Annotated in this window: 16 protein-coding genes; 10 read left to right on the top strand and 6 right to left on the bottom strand. The window is 70.9% G+C overall.

Annotation, left to right across the window (positions count from 1 at the left end; translation table 11 throughout):
- Positions 1 to 82: 82 nt before the first annotated feature.
- The 5 genes from BKK79_RS00695 (at position 83) to BKK79_RS00675 (ending at position 5,490) form a co-directional block, all read left to right on the top strand.
- The gene (locus BKK79_RS00695) at positions 83 to 1,033 is read left to right on the top strand and encodes an ABC transporter permease (protein ID WP_071036777.1); all 951 of its coding nucleotides are present in this window, start codon (positions 83 to 85) and stop codon (positions 1,031 to 1,033) included.
- Between the two features lie 118 nt (positions 1,034 to 1,151).
- The gene (locus tag BKK79_RS00690; protein WP_071012959.1) at positions 1,152 to 2,039 is read left to right on the top strand and encodes an ABC transporter permease; all 888 of its coding nucleotides are present in this window, start codon (positions 1,152 to 1,154) and stop codon (positions 2,037 to 2,039) included.
- Between the two features lie 3 nt (positions 2,040 to 2,042).
- Positions 2,043 to 3,167 carry an ABC transporter ATP-binding protein gene (locus BKK79_RS00685; protein ID WP_084084364.1) on the top strand — a complete coding sequence of 375 codons (1,125 nt, stop codon included), beginning with the start codon at positions 2,043 to 2,045 and terminating at the stop codon, positions 3,165 to 3,167.
- Between the two features lie 9 nt (positions 3,168 to 3,176).
- Positions 3,177 to 4,211 carry an ABC transporter ATP-binding protein gene (locus BKK79_RS00680; RefSeq protein WP_071012963.1) on the top strand — a complete coding sequence of 345 codons (1,035 nt, stop codon included), beginning with the start codon at positions 3,177 to 3,179 and terminating at the stop codon, positions 4,209 to 4,211.
- A gap of 85 nt (positions 4,212 to 4,296) precedes the next feature.
- Positions 4,297 to 5,490, top strand: coding sequence for an amidase (locus tag BKK79_RS00675; protein ID WP_071038372.1), 1,194 nt, complete (start codon positions 4,297 to 4,299; stop codon positions 5,488 to 5,490).
- A gap of 45 nt (positions 5,491 to 5,535) precedes the next feature.
- On the opposite strand, the gene BKK79_RS42035 is transcribed toward BKK79_RS00675, so the two are convergent.
- Together BKK79_RS42035 and BKK79_RS00665 are read right to left on the bottom strand one after the other, a co-directional pair.
- Positions 5,536 to 5,955 (bottom strand): rubredoxin, encoded by a 420-nt coding sequence (locus tag BKK79_RS42035; protein WP_083384073.1) that lies wholly within the window; start codon positions 5,953 to 5,955, stop codon positions 5,536 to 5,538.
- 107 nt (positions 5,956 to 6,062) lie between these two features.
- Positions 6,063 to 6,362, bottom strand: coding sequence for a hypothetical protein (locus BKK79_RS00665; protein WP_071012964.1), 300 nt, complete (start codon positions 6,360 to 6,362; stop codon positions 6,063 to 6,065).
- A gap of 144 nt (positions 6,363 to 6,506) precedes the next feature.
- Here BKK79_RS00665 and BKK79_RS00660 point away from each other — a divergent pair, with 144 nt between their 5' ends.
- The 3 genes from BKK79_RS00660 to BKK79_RS00650 all read left to right on the top strand — a co-directional run bounded on the left by BKK79_RS00660 (position 6,507) and on the right by BKK79_RS00650 (position 8,517).
- Positions 6,507 to 7,391, top strand: a complete 885-nt coding sequence (locus BKK79_RS00660; protein WP_071036775.1) for a LysR family transcriptional regulator — start codon at positions 6,507 to 6,509, stop codon at positions 7,389 to 7,391.
- Positions 7,392 to 7,699: 308 nt separating this feature from the next.
- Positions 7,700 to 8,065, top strand: coding sequence for a GIY-YIG nuclease family protein (locus BKK79_RS00655; protein WP_071036770.1), 366 nt, complete (start codon positions 7,700 to 7,702; stop codon positions 8,063 to 8,065).
- Positions 8,062 to 8,517 (top strand): MarR family transcriptional regulator, encoded by a 456-nt coding sequence (locus BKK79_RS00650; protein ID WP_157128321.1) that lies wholly within the window; start codon positions 8,062 to 8,064, stop codon positions 8,515 to 8,517. The genes BKK79_RS00655 and BKK79_RS00650 overlap by 4 nt, the downstream gene beginning before the upstream one ends.
- A 19-nt stretch (positions 8,518 to 8,536) precedes the next feature.
- Here BKK79_RS00650 and BKK79_RS00645 read toward each other — a convergent pair whose 3' ends face one another.
- On the bottom strand, positions 8,537 to 9,823 hold the full coding sequence (locus BKK79_RS00645; RefSeq protein WP_071036768.1) for an adenylosuccinate synthase: 1,287 nt from the start codon (positions 9,821 to 9,823) through the stop codon (positions 8,537 to 8,539).
- Positions 9,824 to 9,981: 158 nt separating this feature from the next.
- Between BKK79_RS00645 and gcvA the strand changes: the two genes are divergently transcribed.
- The gene (gene gcvA / locus BKK79_RS00640; protein ID WP_071012971.1) at positions 9,982 to 10,893 is read left to right on the top strand and encodes a transcriptional regulator GcvA; all 912 of its coding nucleotides are present in this window, start codon (positions 9,982 to 9,984) and stop codon (positions 10,891 to 10,893) included.
- Positions 10,894 to 10,926: 33 nt separating this feature from the next.
- Here the strand turns inward: gcvA and BKK79_RS00635 are convergent, their stop codons facing one another.
- Positions 10,927 to 11,613: a TetR/AcrR family transcriptional regulator gene (locus BKK79_RS00635; protein WP_084084360.1), complete on the bottom strand. Its 687-nt coding sequence runs from the start codon at positions 11,611 to 11,613 to the stop codon at positions 10,927 to 10,929.
- Positions 11,614 to 11,771: 158 nt separating this feature from the next.
- On the opposite strand from BKK79_RS00635, the gene BKK79_RS00630 reads away from it, so the two are divergent.
- Positions 11,772 to 12,707, top strand: a complete 936-nt coding sequence (locus BKK79_RS00630; RefSeq protein WP_084084358.1) for a TauD/TfdA dioxygenase family protein — start codon at positions 11,772 to 11,774, stop codon at positions 12,705 to 12,707.
- A gap of 72 nt (positions 12,708 to 12,779) precedes the next feature.
- Here the strand turns inward: BKK79_RS00630 and BKK79_RS00625 are convergent, their stop codons facing one another.
- On the bottom strand, positions 12,780 to 15,968 hold the full coding sequence (locus tag BKK79_RS00625) for an efflux RND transporter permease subunit (protein ID WP_071012975.1): 3,189 nt from the start codon (positions 15,966 to 15,968) through the stop codon (positions 12,780 to 12,782).
- Between the two features lie 10 nt (positions 15,969 to 15,978).
- Entirely contained in the window at positions 15,979 to 17,244 is a 1,266-nt protein-coding gene (locus tag BKK79_RS00620; protein ID WP_071036764.1) for an efflux RND transporter periplasmic adaptor subunit, read from the bottom strand.
- Positions 17,245 to 17,389 lie beyond the last annotated feature (145 nt).

Here is a 17,389-nt window from a genome sequence, read left to right as displayed (position 1 = left end):
GCGGCGCCGCTGGCCGCGGCCCCGCGCAACCCGTGCAACCCGCGCCGGCGCCACCGTGCGCCGGCGCCCGCCGGCATTCATCATGATCTACCTGTTCCGCCGCCTGCTCTACACGCTGCCCATCCTGCTCGGGGTGGCCTTGCTGTGCTTCTCGCTGGTCCACTTCGCGCCCGGCGATCCGCTGGTGTCGGTGCTGCCGCCCGACGCCTCCGAAGAACTGCGCCGCCAGATCACCGCGCTGTACGGCTTCGACAAACCCTTCCTCGACCAATTCCTGCACTGGCTGCTGCGCGCGCTGCACGGCGACCTGGGCACCTCCATCGCCACCAGCCGCCCGGTGCTGGACGAAGTGTCGAAGGCGGTGGTCAATTCGATCCGGCTGGCCGCCGTGGCGACGCTGATCGGCTTCAGCCTCGGCTGCCTGTTCGGCTTCGTCGCCGGCTACCTGCGCAACACCGTGGCCGACCGCACCGCCTCGCTGCTGTCGGTGGTCGGCGTCAGCATGCCGCACTACTGGCTGGGCATGGTGCTGGTGATCGTGTTCTCCGTGCTGCTCGGCTGGCTGCCCGCCACCGGCGCCGGGCCCGACGGCTCGGGCGACTGGCGCTGGGACTGGGACCATCTGCAGTACATGCTGCTGCCGGCGCTGACCATGTCGGTGATCCCGATGGGCATCGTGGCGCGCACCATCCGCGCGCTGGTGGCCGAGATCCTCGCCAACGAATTCATCGTCGGCCTGCGCGCGCGCGGCCTGTCCGACCTGGCGGTGTTCCGCCACGTGCTGAAGAACGTGGCGCCGACCGCGCTGTCCGTGATGGGCCTGCAGCTCGGCTACCTGCTCGGCGGCTCCATCCTGATCGAGACCGTGTTCTCCTGGCCCGGCACCGGCTTCCTGCTCAACTCCGCCATCTTCCAGCGCGACTTTCCCCTGCTGCAGGGGACCATCCTGGTGCTGGCGGTGTTCTTCGTGCTGCTGAACCTGGTGGTCGACGCCCTGCAGACGCTGTTCGACCCGCGCATCCAGCGCAATTGAGAAAACCGAAAGGGCCAGGAGGGCCGACAGGACCGACAGGACCAAGGACAAAAGCGACCGAGGAAACCGAACCGGCCCGGCGCGCGCCGACGCAACGCGCCCGAGCCAAGGACATGCCATGGAAATCACGCTGAACAAGGCCGCGCCGCCGGCCGCCATCGAACACTCGCCGGGCTACTGGGCCGGCGTGAGCCGCCGCCTGCTGCGCAACAAGCTGGCCATGGCGGCCGCGCTGGTGCTGCTGGCCCTGGTGCTGCTGGCCCTCTTCGCCCCGGCCCTGATGCCGGCCGATCCCTATGCTTCTTCCATCCTCAAGCGGCTCAAGCCGATCGGCACCGAGCATTTCCCGCTCGGCACCGACGAGCTCGGCCGCGACATGCTGTCGCGCCTGATGCTGGGCGCCCGCCTGTCGCTCTTCATGGGCATCACGCCGGTGCTGCTGGCCTTCGTCATCGGCAGCACGCTGGGCATCCTGGCCGGCTATGCGGGCGGCTGGGCCAATACCGCCATCATGCGCGTGGTCGACATCCTCTACGCCTTCCCCTCGGTGCTGCTGGCCATCGCGCTGTCGGGCACGCTGGGCGCCGGCATCGGCAATGCGCTGCTGTCGCTGACCATCGTCTTCGTGCCACAGATCGTGCGCGTGGCGGAGAGCGTCACCACCCAGGTGCGCAACCGCGAGTTCGTCGACGCCGCGCGCGCCTCCGGTGCGCCTGCCCTGACCATCGTGCGCGCCCACGTGCTCAACAATGTGCTGGGGCCGATCTTCGTCTATGCCACCGGACTGATCTCGGTCTCGATGATCCTCGCCTCCGGCCTGTCCTTCCTCGGCCTGGGCGTGAAGCCGCCGGAGCCGGAGTGGGGCCTGATGCTGAACACGCTGCGCACCGCCATCTACACCCAGCCCTGGGTGGCGGCGCTGCCCGGCGCGATGATCTTCCTGACCTCGATCTCCTTCAACCTGCTCGCCGACGGCATCCGCTCGGCGATGGAAATCAAGGACTGAGCCATGCTGACCCCGTTCCATCCTCTCGAGCCCGCCGCCGCGCGCGACCTGGGCGGCCCCGCCCAGCCGCTGGTGATCGCGCACGCCCTGGTCAAGCACTTCCCGCTCAAGTCCTCGCTGCCCGGACGCCGCGCCGGCGTGGTACGCGCCGTCGACGGCGTCAGCTTCGACGTGCTCAAGGGCGAGACCCTCGGCGTGGTCGGCGAGTCCGGCTGCGGCAAGTCGACCACCGCGCGCCTGCTGATGCAGCTCGCCACCCAGGACAGCGGCGAGCTGATCTTCGACGCCCAGGGCGTGGGCTCGGCCCGGCTGCCGCTCAAGCAATACCGCAGCCAGGTGCAGATGGTGTTCCAGGACAGCTACGCCTCGCTCAACCCGCGCCTGACGCTGGAGGAATCGATCGCCTTCACCCCGCGCGTGCATGGCGTGGCGGCGGCCGAGGCGCGCGAGCGCGCGCGCTACCTGCTGCAGCGCGTGGGACTGGAGCCGGCCCGCTTCGCCGGGCGCTACCCGCATGAGTTGTCCGGAGGACAGCGCCAGCGCGTCAATATCGCGCGCGCGCTGGCGCCGCGCCCGCGCCTGGTGATCCTCGACGAGGCAGTCTCGGCGCTGGACAAGTCGGTCGAGGCCCAGGTGCTGAACCTGCTGCTCGAACTGAAGGCCGAGTTCGACCTGACCTACGTCTTCATCAGCCACGACCTGAACGTGGTGCGCTACCTGTGCGACCGCGTCATGGTGATGTACCTGGGCAAGGTGGCGGAAGTGGGCCCCACCGAAGCCCTCTTCACCCGGCCGGCCCACCCCTACACGCGCGCGCTGCTGGCCTCGATGCCGTCGCTGGACCCGGACCGGCGCACGCTGCAGCCGCCGCTGGCGGGCGACCCGCCCAACCCCATCGACCCGCCTTCCGGTTGCAGCTTCCATCCCCGCTGCGCGATGGCCGAGCCTGCCTGCGCGCAACGCACGCCGGTGCTGAGCGAGGCGCTGGCCGGCCACCCGGTCGCCTGCCTGATGGCCATGCCCGACGGCGGCCACTCGCGTCCGCTGCAACCGCTGCAACCGCTGCAGCCACCGCAGCCACCGCAGCCACCGCAAGCCCCCGCCACGCTGGCCGCTGCCACGCATTGAGGAGTCTCCATGAGCGAACGATCCCCCCTCCCTGCCGCGGGCGCCCCGGCCATCCGCGTGCGCGACCTGCGCGTGGCCTTTGCCGCCGGCGGCAAGACCATCGAGGCCGTCAACGGTGTCTCGCTGGAGGTCGCGCCGGGCGAGGCGCTGGCGCTGATCGGCGAATCCGGCTCGGGCAAGAGCGTGACCCTGCGCGCGCTGATGCGCCTGCACCCGCCGCGCCGCACCCGCCTGCAAGGCGAGATCCGCGTCGGCGGCGACGACGTGCTGGCCATGGACAAGCGCGCGCTGGCACGGCTGCGCGGCGGCACGGTGGCGATGGTGTTCCAGGAACCGCTGCTGGCGCTCGATCCGGTCTATACCATCGGCCAGCAGATCGAGGAGTGCATCCGCGCCCACGGCAAGGTCAGCGCGGCCGAGGCACGCCGGCGCGCGCTGGCCGCCCTGGAGGCGGTGCGCATACCCAGCCCCGAGCGGCGCCTGGCCGCCTATCCGCATGAACTGTCCGGCGGCATGCGCCAGCGCGCGATGATCGCGCTGGCGCTGAGCGCGCAGCCGCGCATCCTGCTGGCCGACGAGCCGACCACCGCGCTGGATGCCACCGTGCAGATCCAGGTGCTGATCCTGCTGCGCGAACTGCAGCGCGAGCTGGGCCTGTCCATCGTCTTCGTCACGCACGACATCGGCGCCGCGGTGGAGATCGCCGACCGCGTGGCGGTGATGTACGGCGGACGCATCGTCGAGGAAGGCCCGATCCGCACGCTGCTGCACACGCCGCGCCACCCCTACACGGCCGCGCTGCTGCGCAGCCGCCAGCACGGCCTGGAACGCGGCAAGCCGCTCGAAGCCATTCCCGGCTCGCCGCCCGACCTGTCGGCGCTGCCGCCCGGCTGCAGCTTCGCGCCGCGCTGCGCGCAGGCGCGCCCGGACTGCCTGCGGCAGGTTCCACCCACCGTGGACCTGGGCGGCGGCCATCGCGTGAGCTGCGTGCTGGTGGGCGGTGCCGCGGCTGCGCAAGCGCCGGCCGCCGCCGCTGCCGCGTGATCCGGCGGCCGTGCCGCGCCATCCGACCCCGGCGGGCCTGCCCGCCGTCCCGCAACCCCTCGCCCGATCTGACCGACTGACTCCGATGACCCTGGCCACCCACCCCTCGCGCGCCTTCCTGCCCTACCCGCCCGCCGCCGTGCCGCACGCCTCCAGCGGCCCGCTGCGCGGCCTGCGCTTCGCCGTCAAGGATCTGTTCGACGTCGCCGGCTTCCCCACCGGCGGCGGCAATCCCCATGTGCTGGCCCTGTCCGGCATCAAGCAGGCCACCGCGCCCACCGTGCAGGCCCTGCTCGACGCGGGCGCGGCCTTCGTCGGCAAGACCCATACCGACGAGCTCGCCTTCTCGATGAACGGGCAGAACGCCCACTACGGTGCGCCGGTCAACGGGGCCGCCCCGGATCGCATCACGGGCGGCTCGTCCTCCGGTTCGGCCTCGGCGGTATCGCACGGACTGTGCGATTTCGCGCTCGGCACCGATACCGGCGGCTCGGTGCGCGCGCCCGCCAGCCACTGCGGCCTCCTCGGCATCCGCCCCACCCATGGCCGCATCTCGCTGGCGCGCTGCCTGCCGCTGAGCGAAAGCCTGGATACCTGCGGTTTCTTCGCGCGCGACATGGCCACGTTCGCGCGCGTGGCCGAGGTGCTGCTGGGCGACGATACGGCGCCGCTGGCCGGCGCGCCGCGCCTGCTGCTGGCGCAGGATCTGCTGGAGCTGGCCGAACCGGCCGCCCAGGCCGTCCTGCGCCCGCTGCTGGCCCGCCTCGACAGCGAGGTGGCACCGGTCACCGCCGTCAGCGTGGCCGACCGGCCGCTGTCCGAGCTGTACTGGGCCTTCCGCTACGTGCAGGGCTGGGAGGCCTGGCAAGCCGACGGCGCGCTGATCGAACAGTACGGGCTGAAGCTGGGGCCCGACGTGGCGGGGCGCTTCCGCTTCTCGAAAGCGGTGACGGCGGCGCAGTTCGAGGCATCCAGCGCCGCGCGCCGGGCCTTCACCACCCACCTCGGCCGCCTGCTGGGCAACGACGGCATCCTGCTGATGCCGGCCATGCCCGACATCGCCCCGCTGGCCGATACGCCGATCGAAGCGCTGGAGGACTACCGCACGCAGGCCGCCCACCTGCTGTGCCTGGCGCCGCTGACGGGCTTTCCCCAGCTCAGCCTGCCGTTGTCGGGCCGCGACGGCGCGCCGATGGGCCTGTCGCTGATGGGACCGGCAGGCAGCGACCGCAGCCTGATCGCCGCCGCCGCGCGCCTGATGACAGCGCTGGCCGGCTGACCGGCGCGGCGCACCCGCCGGCACTGACTGCCGGCGGGTGCGCGCTCAGAACGGCACCATGGCGAAGTCTTCCTTGCCGACGTCGCACAGCGGGCAGCGCCAGTCCTCCGGGACATCCGCCCAGCGTGTCCCCGGCGCGATGCCTTCCTCGGGCAGGCCGGCGGCTTCGTCGTACACCCAGCCGCAGATCAGGCAGATCCACTGCTGGAAGCCGTCCGCTGCGCCGGCGGAAACCGGCGCGTCCGTGCCATCCGACGCCTCCGCAGCGGCCGGCATCGTGCCATCCAGGGCGAACACGGCGGGCGGCTCGGTGTCGGGCCTGCCCGGCTGCAGCCTCGCCTGCAGCAAGTCGAGCAGGCGTGCGGCCTCCTCGGCCGACAGATCGATCCAGAAGGGATCGCCGGCGCCGTCGTTGAGACGGCCCGGCGAAAACTGCAGTTCTAGGACGGTACCTTTCCTGTACATGGTTCAAGCCATTCAGTGAGCGGGCCGGTGCGCCACCGGCATCGAAGCCTCCCCCGTGCCGGCGCGCGCCGGCAGGCCGGGAGCGGGCCGCCAGGTCAATTGTCCGATCAGCCGCTGAATCCGCGCACACAGCTCGCGACCATGGCGAGCGCGGCGATCAGCGGGCAGCCGGCCGTCAGCAGGACCAGCGCCGAGCGGGCCGAGGCGGCCGCCGCCAATCCGGCCAGCGCAAGCAGTGCCCCGACGAAGACAGGGCTCGCGGTCCGCAGCCAGGGCGTGTCGAGCGCCAGCAGCGCCAGGATGGCCGCGACGCCGACGCCGAACAGCACACGGAAGGTGTCGATGCGCGGCGACTGGTTGGAAAGGGCCGGCTGCTGCGCGGCAGGTGCGCTCGATCTCGTGGGCATGGGACGGCTGGGACGGCAGAAAGGACCGGGAAGGTGGAGAAGCGAGACAGATCAGCGAGATCCGAAGGATGGTCATGATACCCATCCACCCGCAGTAGATCGAGAGCCCGCTGGTAGACTGAATGTTTCCTCACAGGAAACGATATGGACACCCTGCTCAGCCTGCGGGTCTTCCGCGAGATCGTCGAGCGCGGCAGCTTTGCCGCCGCTGCCGACAAGCTCGCCATGTCCACCGCCATGGCCAGCAAGCACGTCGCCGCCCTGGAGCGCCGCCTCGGCGCCCGCCTGCTGAACCGCACCAGCCGCCACCAGAGCCTGACCGAAGCCGGCGAACTCTACTACGCCCAGTGCTGCGAAGCACTGGAGATCATGGACGCGGCCGATGCCGCCGTCAGCCAGAGCGCCGCCGCGCCGCGCGGCACCTTGAAGGTGACAGCTCCGGTGTGGTGCGCCAGCGCCCGCTTCGTCGACGCGCTGGCCGACTACCGGCGGCGCTACCCCAGCGTGCTGGTGGACCTGCGCCTGGAGAACCAGAAGGTCGACCTGGTCCACGAGGGCTATGACGTGGCGCTGCGCGCCACCGACGCCCCCTCGCCCGCGCTGATCGCCCGGCCGATCTGTCCCATCGACTTCCACCTCGTCGCCAGCCGCGCCTTCCTCGACCGGCATGGCTGGCCGGCCAAGGCCGCCGACATCGCGCGCTACGATGCCGTGCTGCCGACCTACACCAGCCGCGAGAACGCGACCCTGCGCGGCCCCCAGGGCCAGGTGGCGGTGCGCCTGCGGCCCAGCCTGAAGACCGACGACACCAGCCTGGCCCACCGCGCGGTGCAGGCCGGCATGGGGATCGCCTTCCTGCCGGCCTGGCTGGTGGAAGCGGACCTGGCCGCGGGAAGCCTGGTGCGCGTGCTGCCCGACCACGAACTGGCGCCGATCACCCTGTATGCCGTGTACACCAGCCGCAAGTACCTGGCGCCGAAGGTCCGCTCCTTCATCGACCACTTTTCGCACGCCCTGGCGGTGGCCTGAGAGGCCTGAACGCGCCCGCGCCGGCCCTGCCAGACCTTGCGAGGGCATTGCGCGGGCATTGCGCGGGCATTGCGTGGGCATTGCGTGGGCGAACGGCGCCTCACCGCCAGGATGCCGGTGGCCACACGCAACCCAAAATTTACCCGGGTGTTATTGACCGTTTATTATTACCCGGGTAATAATTGACGCTCCCAACCTGGAGCACCTGCTATGACACCCGCCCTGACGCGCCTGCGTCCACCCCCACCCGCCAGCCTCGGCCCCGGCCCTGCCGCGCAGCCGGCCCCCGGCACCGGCCAGGAGAGGCCATGAACCAGCACCGGCGCGAACTCAAGCGGCAGTACCTGGAGACCCCGACCCGCGCCGGCGTCTACGCCATCCGCAACCTGGTGAACGGCCGCCTGCTGGTCGCCGGCAGCAACGACGCGCAGGCCGCGCTCAACCGGCATCGCTTCGAACTCAAGCTCGGCGCCCATGCGGATGCGCTGCTGCGCCAGGACTGGGCGGAGCACGGCGAACCCGGCTTCGTCTTCGAGGTGGTGGACCGGGTCAAGCCGCGCGACGACCCTGCCTTCGATGCGGCGCAGGAACTGGCGGCCCTGGTCGAACTGTGGCGCCAGGAACTGTCGTGCGCGCAGGCGCCGGGCTACGGCGCGCCGGGAGCGCAGCCATGAACGCAGCCATGGACACGGCCATGCATGCCGCCGCGCTGGCGCTGGGCCTCGCCATCCAGCGCGCCCATGCCGGCCTGCGCCTCAAGCTCGACGATGAACTGGGACGGCGACACGGCATCGGCTTGACCGACTTCGCCTTGCTGGACCACCTGGACAGTTCCGGCGGCCAGTCCGCCCTGGCGGAACTGATGACGCCGCTAGGCTTGCAGCGCTCGGCGGTGCTGAAGCGCGTGTTGACGCTGGAGAAGATCGGCCTCGTCGCAAGGTGCGGCCTGGGCACCAGCCGCAGCGTCGCGCTGCGGCCGGCGGCGCGGGCCGTGGTGAGCATGGCGCGCGAGACGGTGGCATCCATCTGCGCGGGCGCGGCGACCACGCTTGGCCCGTCCGACATGGACGCGCTGCCCGCCGCCTTGCGCACCTTCGCCGCGGCACCCGGGCTCCGGCTCGCCTAGGCGCGCCGGAGCGCGGACCTCAGCCCGCGAACGGATCGCGGATCACGATCGTGTCGTCGCGTTCCGGTCCGGTGGTGACGATGTCCACGGGCACGCCGACGATCTCCTCGATCCCCCGCACCAGCGCCAGCGCCTGTGCCGGCAGGCGGTCGAGCGAGCGCACGCCCTGGGTCGGCTGCTCCCAGCCGGCGAAGCGGCGGTAGACGGGCACGGCGCGCCGCTGCGCGGCCAGGCTGGCCGGCGCATGATCCAGCCGCTGCCCGTCGAGTTCGTAGCCCACGCACACATCGATCGCTTCGAAGCCGTCCAGCACGTCGATCTTGGTCAGCGCCAGGGCATCGATGCCCGCCACCTTGACACCCTGCCGCAGCAGCGCCGCGTCCAGCCAGCCGCAGCGGCGCGGGCGCCCGGTGTTGACGCCGAACTCGCGCCCGCGCTCGCGCAGCAGTTCGCCCAGTCCGCCGGCCTGCTCGGTGGGGAACGGTCCCTCGCCGACCCGCGTGGCGTAGACCTTGCTGACCCCCAGCACCCGCCCGATCCGCGCCGGCGACACCCCGGTGCCGGTGGCGGCGCCCGCGGCAATGGTGGTCGACGAGGTGACGAAGGGATAGCTGCCCCAATCCACATCGAGCATCACGGCCTGCGACCCTTCGAACACGGTGCGCCGGCCGTCGGCATGGGCGCGGTCCAGCAGGTGCCAGACCGGGCCGGCGAAGGGCAGGATACGCGGCGCCAGGGCCAGCAGCCCTTGCAGCATCGGCTCCAGCGCGAAGGGCTCCAGGCCCAGGCCGCGGAACCACGCATTGTGATGGCGCAGCAACTGCTCCAGCTTGTCCGCCAGCAGTTCGGGCTCGCCCAGGTCGCAGACGCGCAGCCCGCGCCGCCCGACCTTGTCCTCGTAGGCCGGACCGATGCCGCGCAGCGTGGTGCCGATCGGCTTGGCGCGCAGCCCCTCCTGGGCGGCGTCGATGGCGCGATGGATCGGCAGCACCAGCGTGGCGGTCTCGGCCACGCGCAGCGTCTGCGGCGTGACCTCCACGCCCAGCGCCTGCATGCGTCCGATCTCGGCCAGCAGCGCCTCGGGATCCACTGCCACGCCGTTGCCGATCAGCCCCAGCTTGCCGCGCACCACGCCGCTGGGCAGCAGGGCGAGCTTGTAGGTCTTGCCGTCCACCACCAGGGTGTGGCCGGCGTTATGCCCGCCGTTGTAGCGCGCCACGATATCGGCCCGCTCCGCCAGCCAGTCGACGATCCGGCCTTTTCCCTCATCGCCCCATTGAGCACCCACGACTACCACGTTCGACATGGCGGCACCTCCACTTGCTTGGTCAGGTTTTCAGACATAGTTGAGAAGGCCGGCCTTGCCTTCGGACGAACTATATCGGTGCTGGCTTGTTCGTCAAAACGATATAAACTGGGGCTCTTTGTCAGGAAAAATCACAAGCAAGGAAGCGCATCGACGCCATGGCCCGCCGCCTGCCGCCCCTCAATTCCCTGAAAGTGTTCGAAGCCGCCGCACGGCACGAGAGCTTCAGCGCCGCCGCCGCGGAGCTGTGCGTCACGCACGGCGCGGTGAGCCGGCACGTGGCCCAGCTCGAGGACTGGATCGGCCATGCACTGTTCCTGCGGCACGGCCGCCGGGTTGCGCTGACGGCACCGGGACGCGCCTACCTGGCCGAAATCACGGCCGCCTTCGACCGCATCGCGCTGGCCACCAGCGAGCAGGTCCAGGCGGCGCGCCGGCAGGTCATCCGCGTCAACGCGCCGACCACCTTCGCGCTGCGCTGGCTGTTGCCGCGGCTGTCGGAGTTCCAGCTCGCCCATCCCGCCGTCGAAGTGCGGCTGACCACCTCGAACGCCCCCGTCGGCAAGATCCGCGATGAAGTCGACATCGCCATCCGCGGCGGCGACCAGCAGGCCGACGGCTATGTCGCGCGCGAGTTCCTCGCCGAAGGGCGCCTGCCGGTCTGCTCGCCGCGCTTGCTGGAAACCCTGCCGCTGCGCCGCCCTGCCGATCTCGCCGGCCACACCCTGCTGCACTCGGCGACCTATCCCGGCATGTGGTCGGAATGGCTCGAGGCCAGCGGCAACGGCGGCCTGGTGCCGCGCCAGTCGCTGCAGCTGGAGCACTTCTACCTGACGCTGCAGGCCGCCCTCGACGGGCTCGGCGTGGCCATGGGCCCGACCGCGCTGGTGGCGCTGGACGTCAAGGAAGGCCGCCTGGTCTTTCCCTTCCGCGGCCCCGTGCTGCCGCCCTGGCGCTACTACGCCTACGTGTCCGCCCGCCGTGCCGGCGACGAGGCCATCGGCAGCTTCCTGGCCTGGCTGGAAGCGGCGGGCGCCGAGGCCGCGGCCGCCACGGGGGCGCTGGCTTAGCCGGGGGCCGGCCAAAGGCAGCGCCAGGTGGAGCTAGGCGGCGCGCAGGTAGGCACAGACCGCCCGCGCCAGCTCCGTCTCCATCGCCGCATCCTCCAGCCCGAGCGGACCGGGGTTGTTGATCACCGCATTGTTCAGCGCGCCGAACAGGAGCTGGAAGGCGAAGCGGATGCGCAGCCCGCCCGGCTCGTCCCGCACCGGCGCCGGCAGGCCGCGCAGGCGCATCACGCGGGGGACCAAGGCGTCGACGTAGTCGCGGCCGAGCTGGCGGATCGCATCCCAGCTCTGCGGATCGCGCCCGCGCTGCATCTGCGAGGCTCGCACCACGCCCTCATGGCGGCAGTACCAGCTGCGCATCGAGCGGACGATCAGCGCGATGCCCTCCTCCAGGTCCCACTCGCCGGCATCGAGCTCCCCCGCCACCGGGCCGCGCTCCGCTGCCGAGGCCTCGATGGTCAGCGCCTGCAGCGCCTTGAAGAAGGCGTCCTTGCTGTCGAAGCGGCGATAGAAGGCGCCCGTGGTGACGTGCGCCCCGGCGCACAACTCCTCCACCGTCATGCCGTCCAGAGTGCGCGTGCGCAGCAATTGCCGGCCCGATTCGAGCAGGGCATCGGCGGTGCGCTTGCCGCGCGAATAACGCGGCGGGGTGAAGCCGGCCTGGCCATCCAGCGGGGCGAAGCCGTCCGCCGCAGCCGGCGCTTTCGTCATCGCTTTCGTCATGGTTTTCCCTTCCCGATCCGGTCTTGACCGAACAAATGGTATTTCATACTATCAATTCAAAAGATAATACCGATTACCAATTCATCCCGCGAGTCCTGCCGTCCCGCACGGGCGGCACGGCCCGGCGGCAAAACCCTACCTATGGAGACCCTGGGACCATGAGCAACGCTGCCACCCTGGAGCAACCGACCTCGACGCCGACCCCGGCCGCGGCCCCCGCCGTCGTGCGCGCCGGCCCCCTCAAGGCATCGTTCACCGTCACGCCGATCACACCGGTGATCGGCGCCGAGATCGGCAACATCGACCTGAGCGTGACACCGGACGAGGCCACCAGCGCAGCGCTGCGCGAGGCGCTGGTACGCCACAAGGTGCTGGTCTTCCGCGACCAGGACATCAGCCCCGCGGCACACGTGGCGGTGGCGCGCCGCTTCGGCGAACTGGAGATCCACCCGGTCTTCCCCCGGCATCCGGAACATCCAGAACTGGTGCTGCTGGGCGGCAGCGAGCAGAACAAGGCGCGCGAGAACATCTATCACAGCGATGTTTCCTGGCGGGAGGTACCGTCGATGGCGTCGATGCTGCGCTGCGTGGAATGCCCCGTGGCCGGCGGCGACACGCTGTGGGTCAACATGGCGCATGCCTATGCGCAATTGCCGCAGGAGATGAAGAGCCGCATCGACGGCCTGTACGCGGCGCACGACATCATGCCGGCCTTCGGCACGCGCATGACGCCGCAGCAGCGCGAGGAGAACCGCCAGCGCTTTCCCGTCGCCGTCCATCCGGTGGTGCGCACCCACCCGGAGAGCGGCGAGAAGATCCTCTACGTCAACGAGGCCTTCACCACCCACCTGGTCAACTTCGGCGAGAAGGCCGAGGTGCGCGTCGGCTTCGATTTCCGCGTGGCCGAGCTGGAACTGCTGCAATACCTGTTCCGCCAGGCCGCCATCCCCGAGTACCAGATGCGGCTGCGCTGGCGCCCCAACACCATTGCCTTCTGGGACAACCGTGCCACCCAGCACTACGCCATCCAGGACTACTTCCCGGCCGTGCGGCGCATGATGCGCGCCACCATCATCGGCGACAAACCCATCTGAAACCCTTCTGAACGGCCGAACGGCCGGCGCGGCAGCGGCAGGCCGATGCCCGCCTCCGTCTGCACTACCGCTTCAGCCCTGCGCCGGCTCCGGTGCGGCGGCGCCCCCCGCCGGGCGCTGCCCGCGGGCGGTGGCGGACGCGTGCGTGCCCTCGTCTTCCGGGCGCCGCACGCGGAACCAGGCCGCGTACAGCGCCGGCAGGAACAGCAGCGTCAGCACCGTGGCCACGATCAGGCCGCCCATGATGGCCACCGCCATCGGCCCCCAGAACACCGAGCGCGACAGCGGGATCATGGCCAGCACGGCCGCCGCCGCGGTCAGCACGATGGGCCGGCAGCGGCGCACCGCCGATTCGACGATGGCGTTCCAGGCCGGCACGCCGGCGCGCCGGTCCTGCTCGATCTGGTCGACCAGGATCACCGAGTTGCGGATGATCATGCCCAGCAGCGCAGTGATGCCGAGCTGCGCCACGAAGCCCATCGGCGCGCGCAGCAGCAGCAGCGTGCCGGCGGCGCCGATCAGGCCGAGCGGGCCGGTCAGGAAGACCATCAGCGCGCGCGAGAAGCTGTGCATCTGCAACATCAGCAGGGTGAAGATCAGGAACAGGCACAGCGGCATCTGCGCCGCGATCGAGCCCACCGCCTTGCCGCTTTCCTCCTCGGCGCCGGCCACTTCGATGCGGTAGCCGGCCGGCAGCCCGGCGCGCAGCTTGTCCAGCCCGGGCTTGAGCTGGGCGGCCACGGTCGGGCCCTGGATGCCGTCGGCCACGTCGGCCTGCACGGTCACGCCGAAGTCGCGGTTCTCGCGCCACACCACGCCCGGCTCCGAGCGCAGCGTGATGCGGGCCAGCTGCGTGAGCGGCACCACGCGGCCGCTGGTGGTCGGCACCAGCGCATTGTTCAGGTCCGACATGGCATCGCGCTCGTCGCGCGCGGCACGCATGACGATGTCGATCAGCTTGTCGCCATCGCGGTACTGGCCCACCGTCACGCCGCTCAGCACCGTCTGCGTGGCCCGCGCGATGGCACCGGTGGTCACGCCGAGCGCACGCGCCTTGTCCTGGTCCACTTCCAGGCGCAGCATCTTGACGCTCTCGTTCCAGTTGTCGTTGACGCCGACGGTGTTGGGGTTGGCTTCCATCTGCGCGCGCACCTGATCCGCCAGGCGCCGCACCCCGGCCGCCTCCGGCCCGATCACGCGGAACTGCACCGGATAGGCCACCGGCGGGCCGTTCGGCAGCAGCTTGACGCGCCCGCGCAGCTGGGCGAAGTCGGTGGCCAGCAGGCGCTGCAGGCGCGCCCGCAGCGCCGCGCGCTCGGCCAGGCTGGTCGGCATCACGATCAGCTGCGCCACATTGCTCTGCGGGAAGATCTGGTCCAGCGGCAGGTAGAAACGCGGCGTGCCGCTGCCGACGAAGGTCGTCACGCTCTCGATCTGCGCATCGCCGCGCAGCGCGCGCTCGAAGCGCTTGGCCTCGGCCTCGGTCTGGGCGAAGCTGGCGCCCTCGGGCAGCCACAGCTCCACCATCAGCTCGGGACGGCTGGAGTCGGGGAAGAACTGGCGCTCGACGAACTGGAAGGCGTACAGGCCCAGCGCGAACAGCGCCAGCGTGACCGCGATGACCGATTTGCGCCAGGTCACGCACCAGTCGACCACGCGCCGGAAACGCTCGTACAGCGGGGTGTCGAAGACTTCATGCTCGCCGCCCGGCGCGCCGCCGCCGGCCGCCGCGGCCGGGCGCGTCTTCAGCAGCAGGTAGCCCAGGTAGGGCGTGAAGTACACCGCCGCCAGCCAGGACAGCACCAGCGCCAGCGCCGTCACCGCGAAGATGGCGAAGGTGTACTCGCCCACCGTCGAGCGGGCCAGCCCCACCGGCAGGAAGCCGGCCGCGGTGATCAGCGTGCCGGTCAGCATCGGCATCGCCGTGGAACTGTAGGCATAGGTGGCCGCGTCCATCTTGGACAGGCCCTGCTCCAGCTTGCGCACCATCATCTCGACCGCGATGATGGCATCGTCCACCAGCAGGCCCAGGGCCACGATCAGCGCGCCCAGCGAGATCTTGTGCAGGCCGATGCCGAACATCGCCATGAAGAGGAAGGTCACCGCCAGCACCAGCGGGATGGTCAGCGCCACCACCAGGCCCGGGCGCGGGTCCAGCCGCAGCGGGCGCCGGTGCAGGCCCAGCGAGAGGAAGCTGACGCCCAGCACCACCACCACGGCCTCGATCAGCACGTGCACGAACTCGCCCACCGAGTGCTGCACCGCCTCGGGCTGGTCCTGCACCTGGTTGATCTCCACGCCCACCGGCAGCTGCGCGCGCAGCGTGTCCATGGTCTGGCGCAGGTCCTTGCCCAGGGCGATGATGTCGCCGCCCTTGGCCATCGAGATGCCCAGGCCGATCACCTCCTTGCCGTTGAAGCGCATCTTGCCCTGCGGCGGATCAACGTAGCCGCGGTAGACGTGCGCGATGTCGCCCAGGCGGATATTGGCCACGCCGTCGGGACCGCGCAGCACCAGCTTCTCCAGGTCGGCCACGTTGCCGAACTGGCCGGACACGCGCACCTGCACGTTGTCGGTGGGCGTGACCAGCACGCCGCTGCCGTTCAGGTTGTTCTGCTGGCCGATCTGGTCGGCGATGGCATTGATGTCCAGGCCGAGCTGGGCCAGCCGCGTCTGGTTGAAGTCGATATAGACCTTCTCGTCCTGCAGCCCCAGCAGCGATACCTTGGCCACGGACGGCACGCGCAGCAGTTGCTGGCGCACCAGGTCGGCATACTCGCGCAGTTCCTTGTAGTTGAAGCCATCCGAGGACAGCGCGTAGATAGAGCCGTAGACGTCGCCGAACTCGTCGTTGAAGAAGGGGCCGCGCACCCCGGCCGGCAGCGTCGGGGCGATATCCCCCACCTTCTTGCGCACGGTGTACCAGATGCGCGCGGTATCGGCCGCCGGCGAGGTGTCCTTGAGCTGGAAGATGATGGTGGTTTCGCCGGGCTTGGAGAAGCTGCGGATCTTGTCCGCGTAGGGCACCTCCTGCAGCTGGCGCTCGATCTTGTCGGTCACCTGCACGGCGATCTGCTCGGCCGTGGCGCCCGGCCAGTAGGCCTGCACCACCATCACGCGGAAGGTGAAGGGCGGATCCTCGTCCTGGCCCAGGCGGAAGAAGGCCAGCATGCCGGCGATCATCAGCACCACCAGCAGGTAGCGCGTCAGCGGCTGGTGCTCCAGCGCCCAGCGCGACAGGTTGAAGCGTGAATGTTCCATCGCCGGGCCCTCAGCCGCGCGCGCCGGCGGCGGCCGATGCCGGCGCTGCGGCGGGAGATACGGCAGGCGCCATGCCCTGCAGCGGCTTGACCATCTGCCCCGGCTTGAGCAGGTGCACGCCGGCCGTCACCACGCGCTGGCCGGCCGCCAGCCCGCGGCTCACCACCACGTCGTTACCCTCCGGCGCCCCCAGCACCACCGGCACCGGCCGCACCGTGCCGGTACCGGAGCCGTCGCGGCCGGGCTCGTAGATCCACACCTGGTCGCGCCCGCCGCTCTGGTACAGCGCCGTGAGCGGCACGCGGATCACCGGTGCCGGCCCGTCGCGCTCGAAGGTGACGACGGCGGTCATGCCCAGTTTCAGGTCCGCCGGGGCCGCCGGAATGCTGACGCGTGTGGCATAGGTGCGGGTGACCGGATCGGCCGCGCCGGCGATCTCCCGCACCCGGCCGGCCATGACGCGGCCCGGTTCGGCCCAGGTATGGACGCTGACCTCGGTGATGCCGCGCAGCGCGTCCACCTGGTCTTCCGGCAGGCCGATCGCCACCTCCTTCTCGGCGGTCTGCGCCACGCGGATCACCGACTGTCCGGGGCTGACCACCTGCCCGACTTCGGCATCGATGGCGGTGACCACGCCGTCGGCATCGGCATGCAGCACGCCGTAGCCGGTCTGGTTGGCCTGGTTGCGCAGGCTGGCCTGGGCCTGGCGCAGCTTGGACTCGGCGGCGTCCAGGGTGGCGCGGCGGCGGTGCTGCTCGGCCGGGCTGATAAAGCCCTTGGCGAACAGCTCGTCGTAGCGCTTCATGTCGGACGCGGCCAGGTCGCGGTCGGTCTTGGCCGCATCGAACTGCGCGCGCGCGCCGGCCTCCGCCAGGCCGAGGTCGGTCACGTCCAGCCGTGCCAGCGGCTGGCCGCGATGCACGGTGGCGCCGGCGTCGACCAGGCGCGCCGCGATCTTGCCGGCCACGCGGAAGCCCAGGCGCGACTCCACGCGCGGCCGCACCTCGCCGGAAAACGACAGCGCGGTGCTGCCCGCATCCGCGCGCACCTGCAGCAGCCGCACCGGGCGTACCACCTCGGCCGGCGCCGGTTGCTTGCCGCAGCCGGAAGCCAGCAAGGCCAGGCCGGACACGGCCAAGGCGAGCAGCCGGCCGGCCACGCGCCGGCGCGGCCTGGCGCCGCCGGCAGGCGGACTTTCCTGCGACGCAACAGAAAAGGAAACGGGGCAAACCTCGACTTCGGCCGCGGCGTCCGGCCCGGGACAAGACACTGGCATGGGTGAGCTTCAGATCCGAGACGGGCCACGAGCGGGCCCGGTTGGCCGCGGCGCCGGCCGCGGTGGGCAGGACCGCCGGGGAGGCCGGTCCGCATAACTAACTTTGCGGTCAGTAATATAGCGAGCCGTGCCGGGTGCGTCAAAC

The sequence above is a fragment of the Cupriavidus sp. USMAA2-4 genome, from assembly GCF_001854305.1.
Classification (GTDB): Bacteria; Pseudomonadota; Gammaproteobacteria; order Burkholderiales; family Burkholderiaceae; genus Cupriavidus; species Cupriavidus malaysiensis.
The sequence above is the reverse complement of the archived record's forward strand: the minus strand, read 5'-3'. Positions and strand labels throughout refer to the sequence as shown.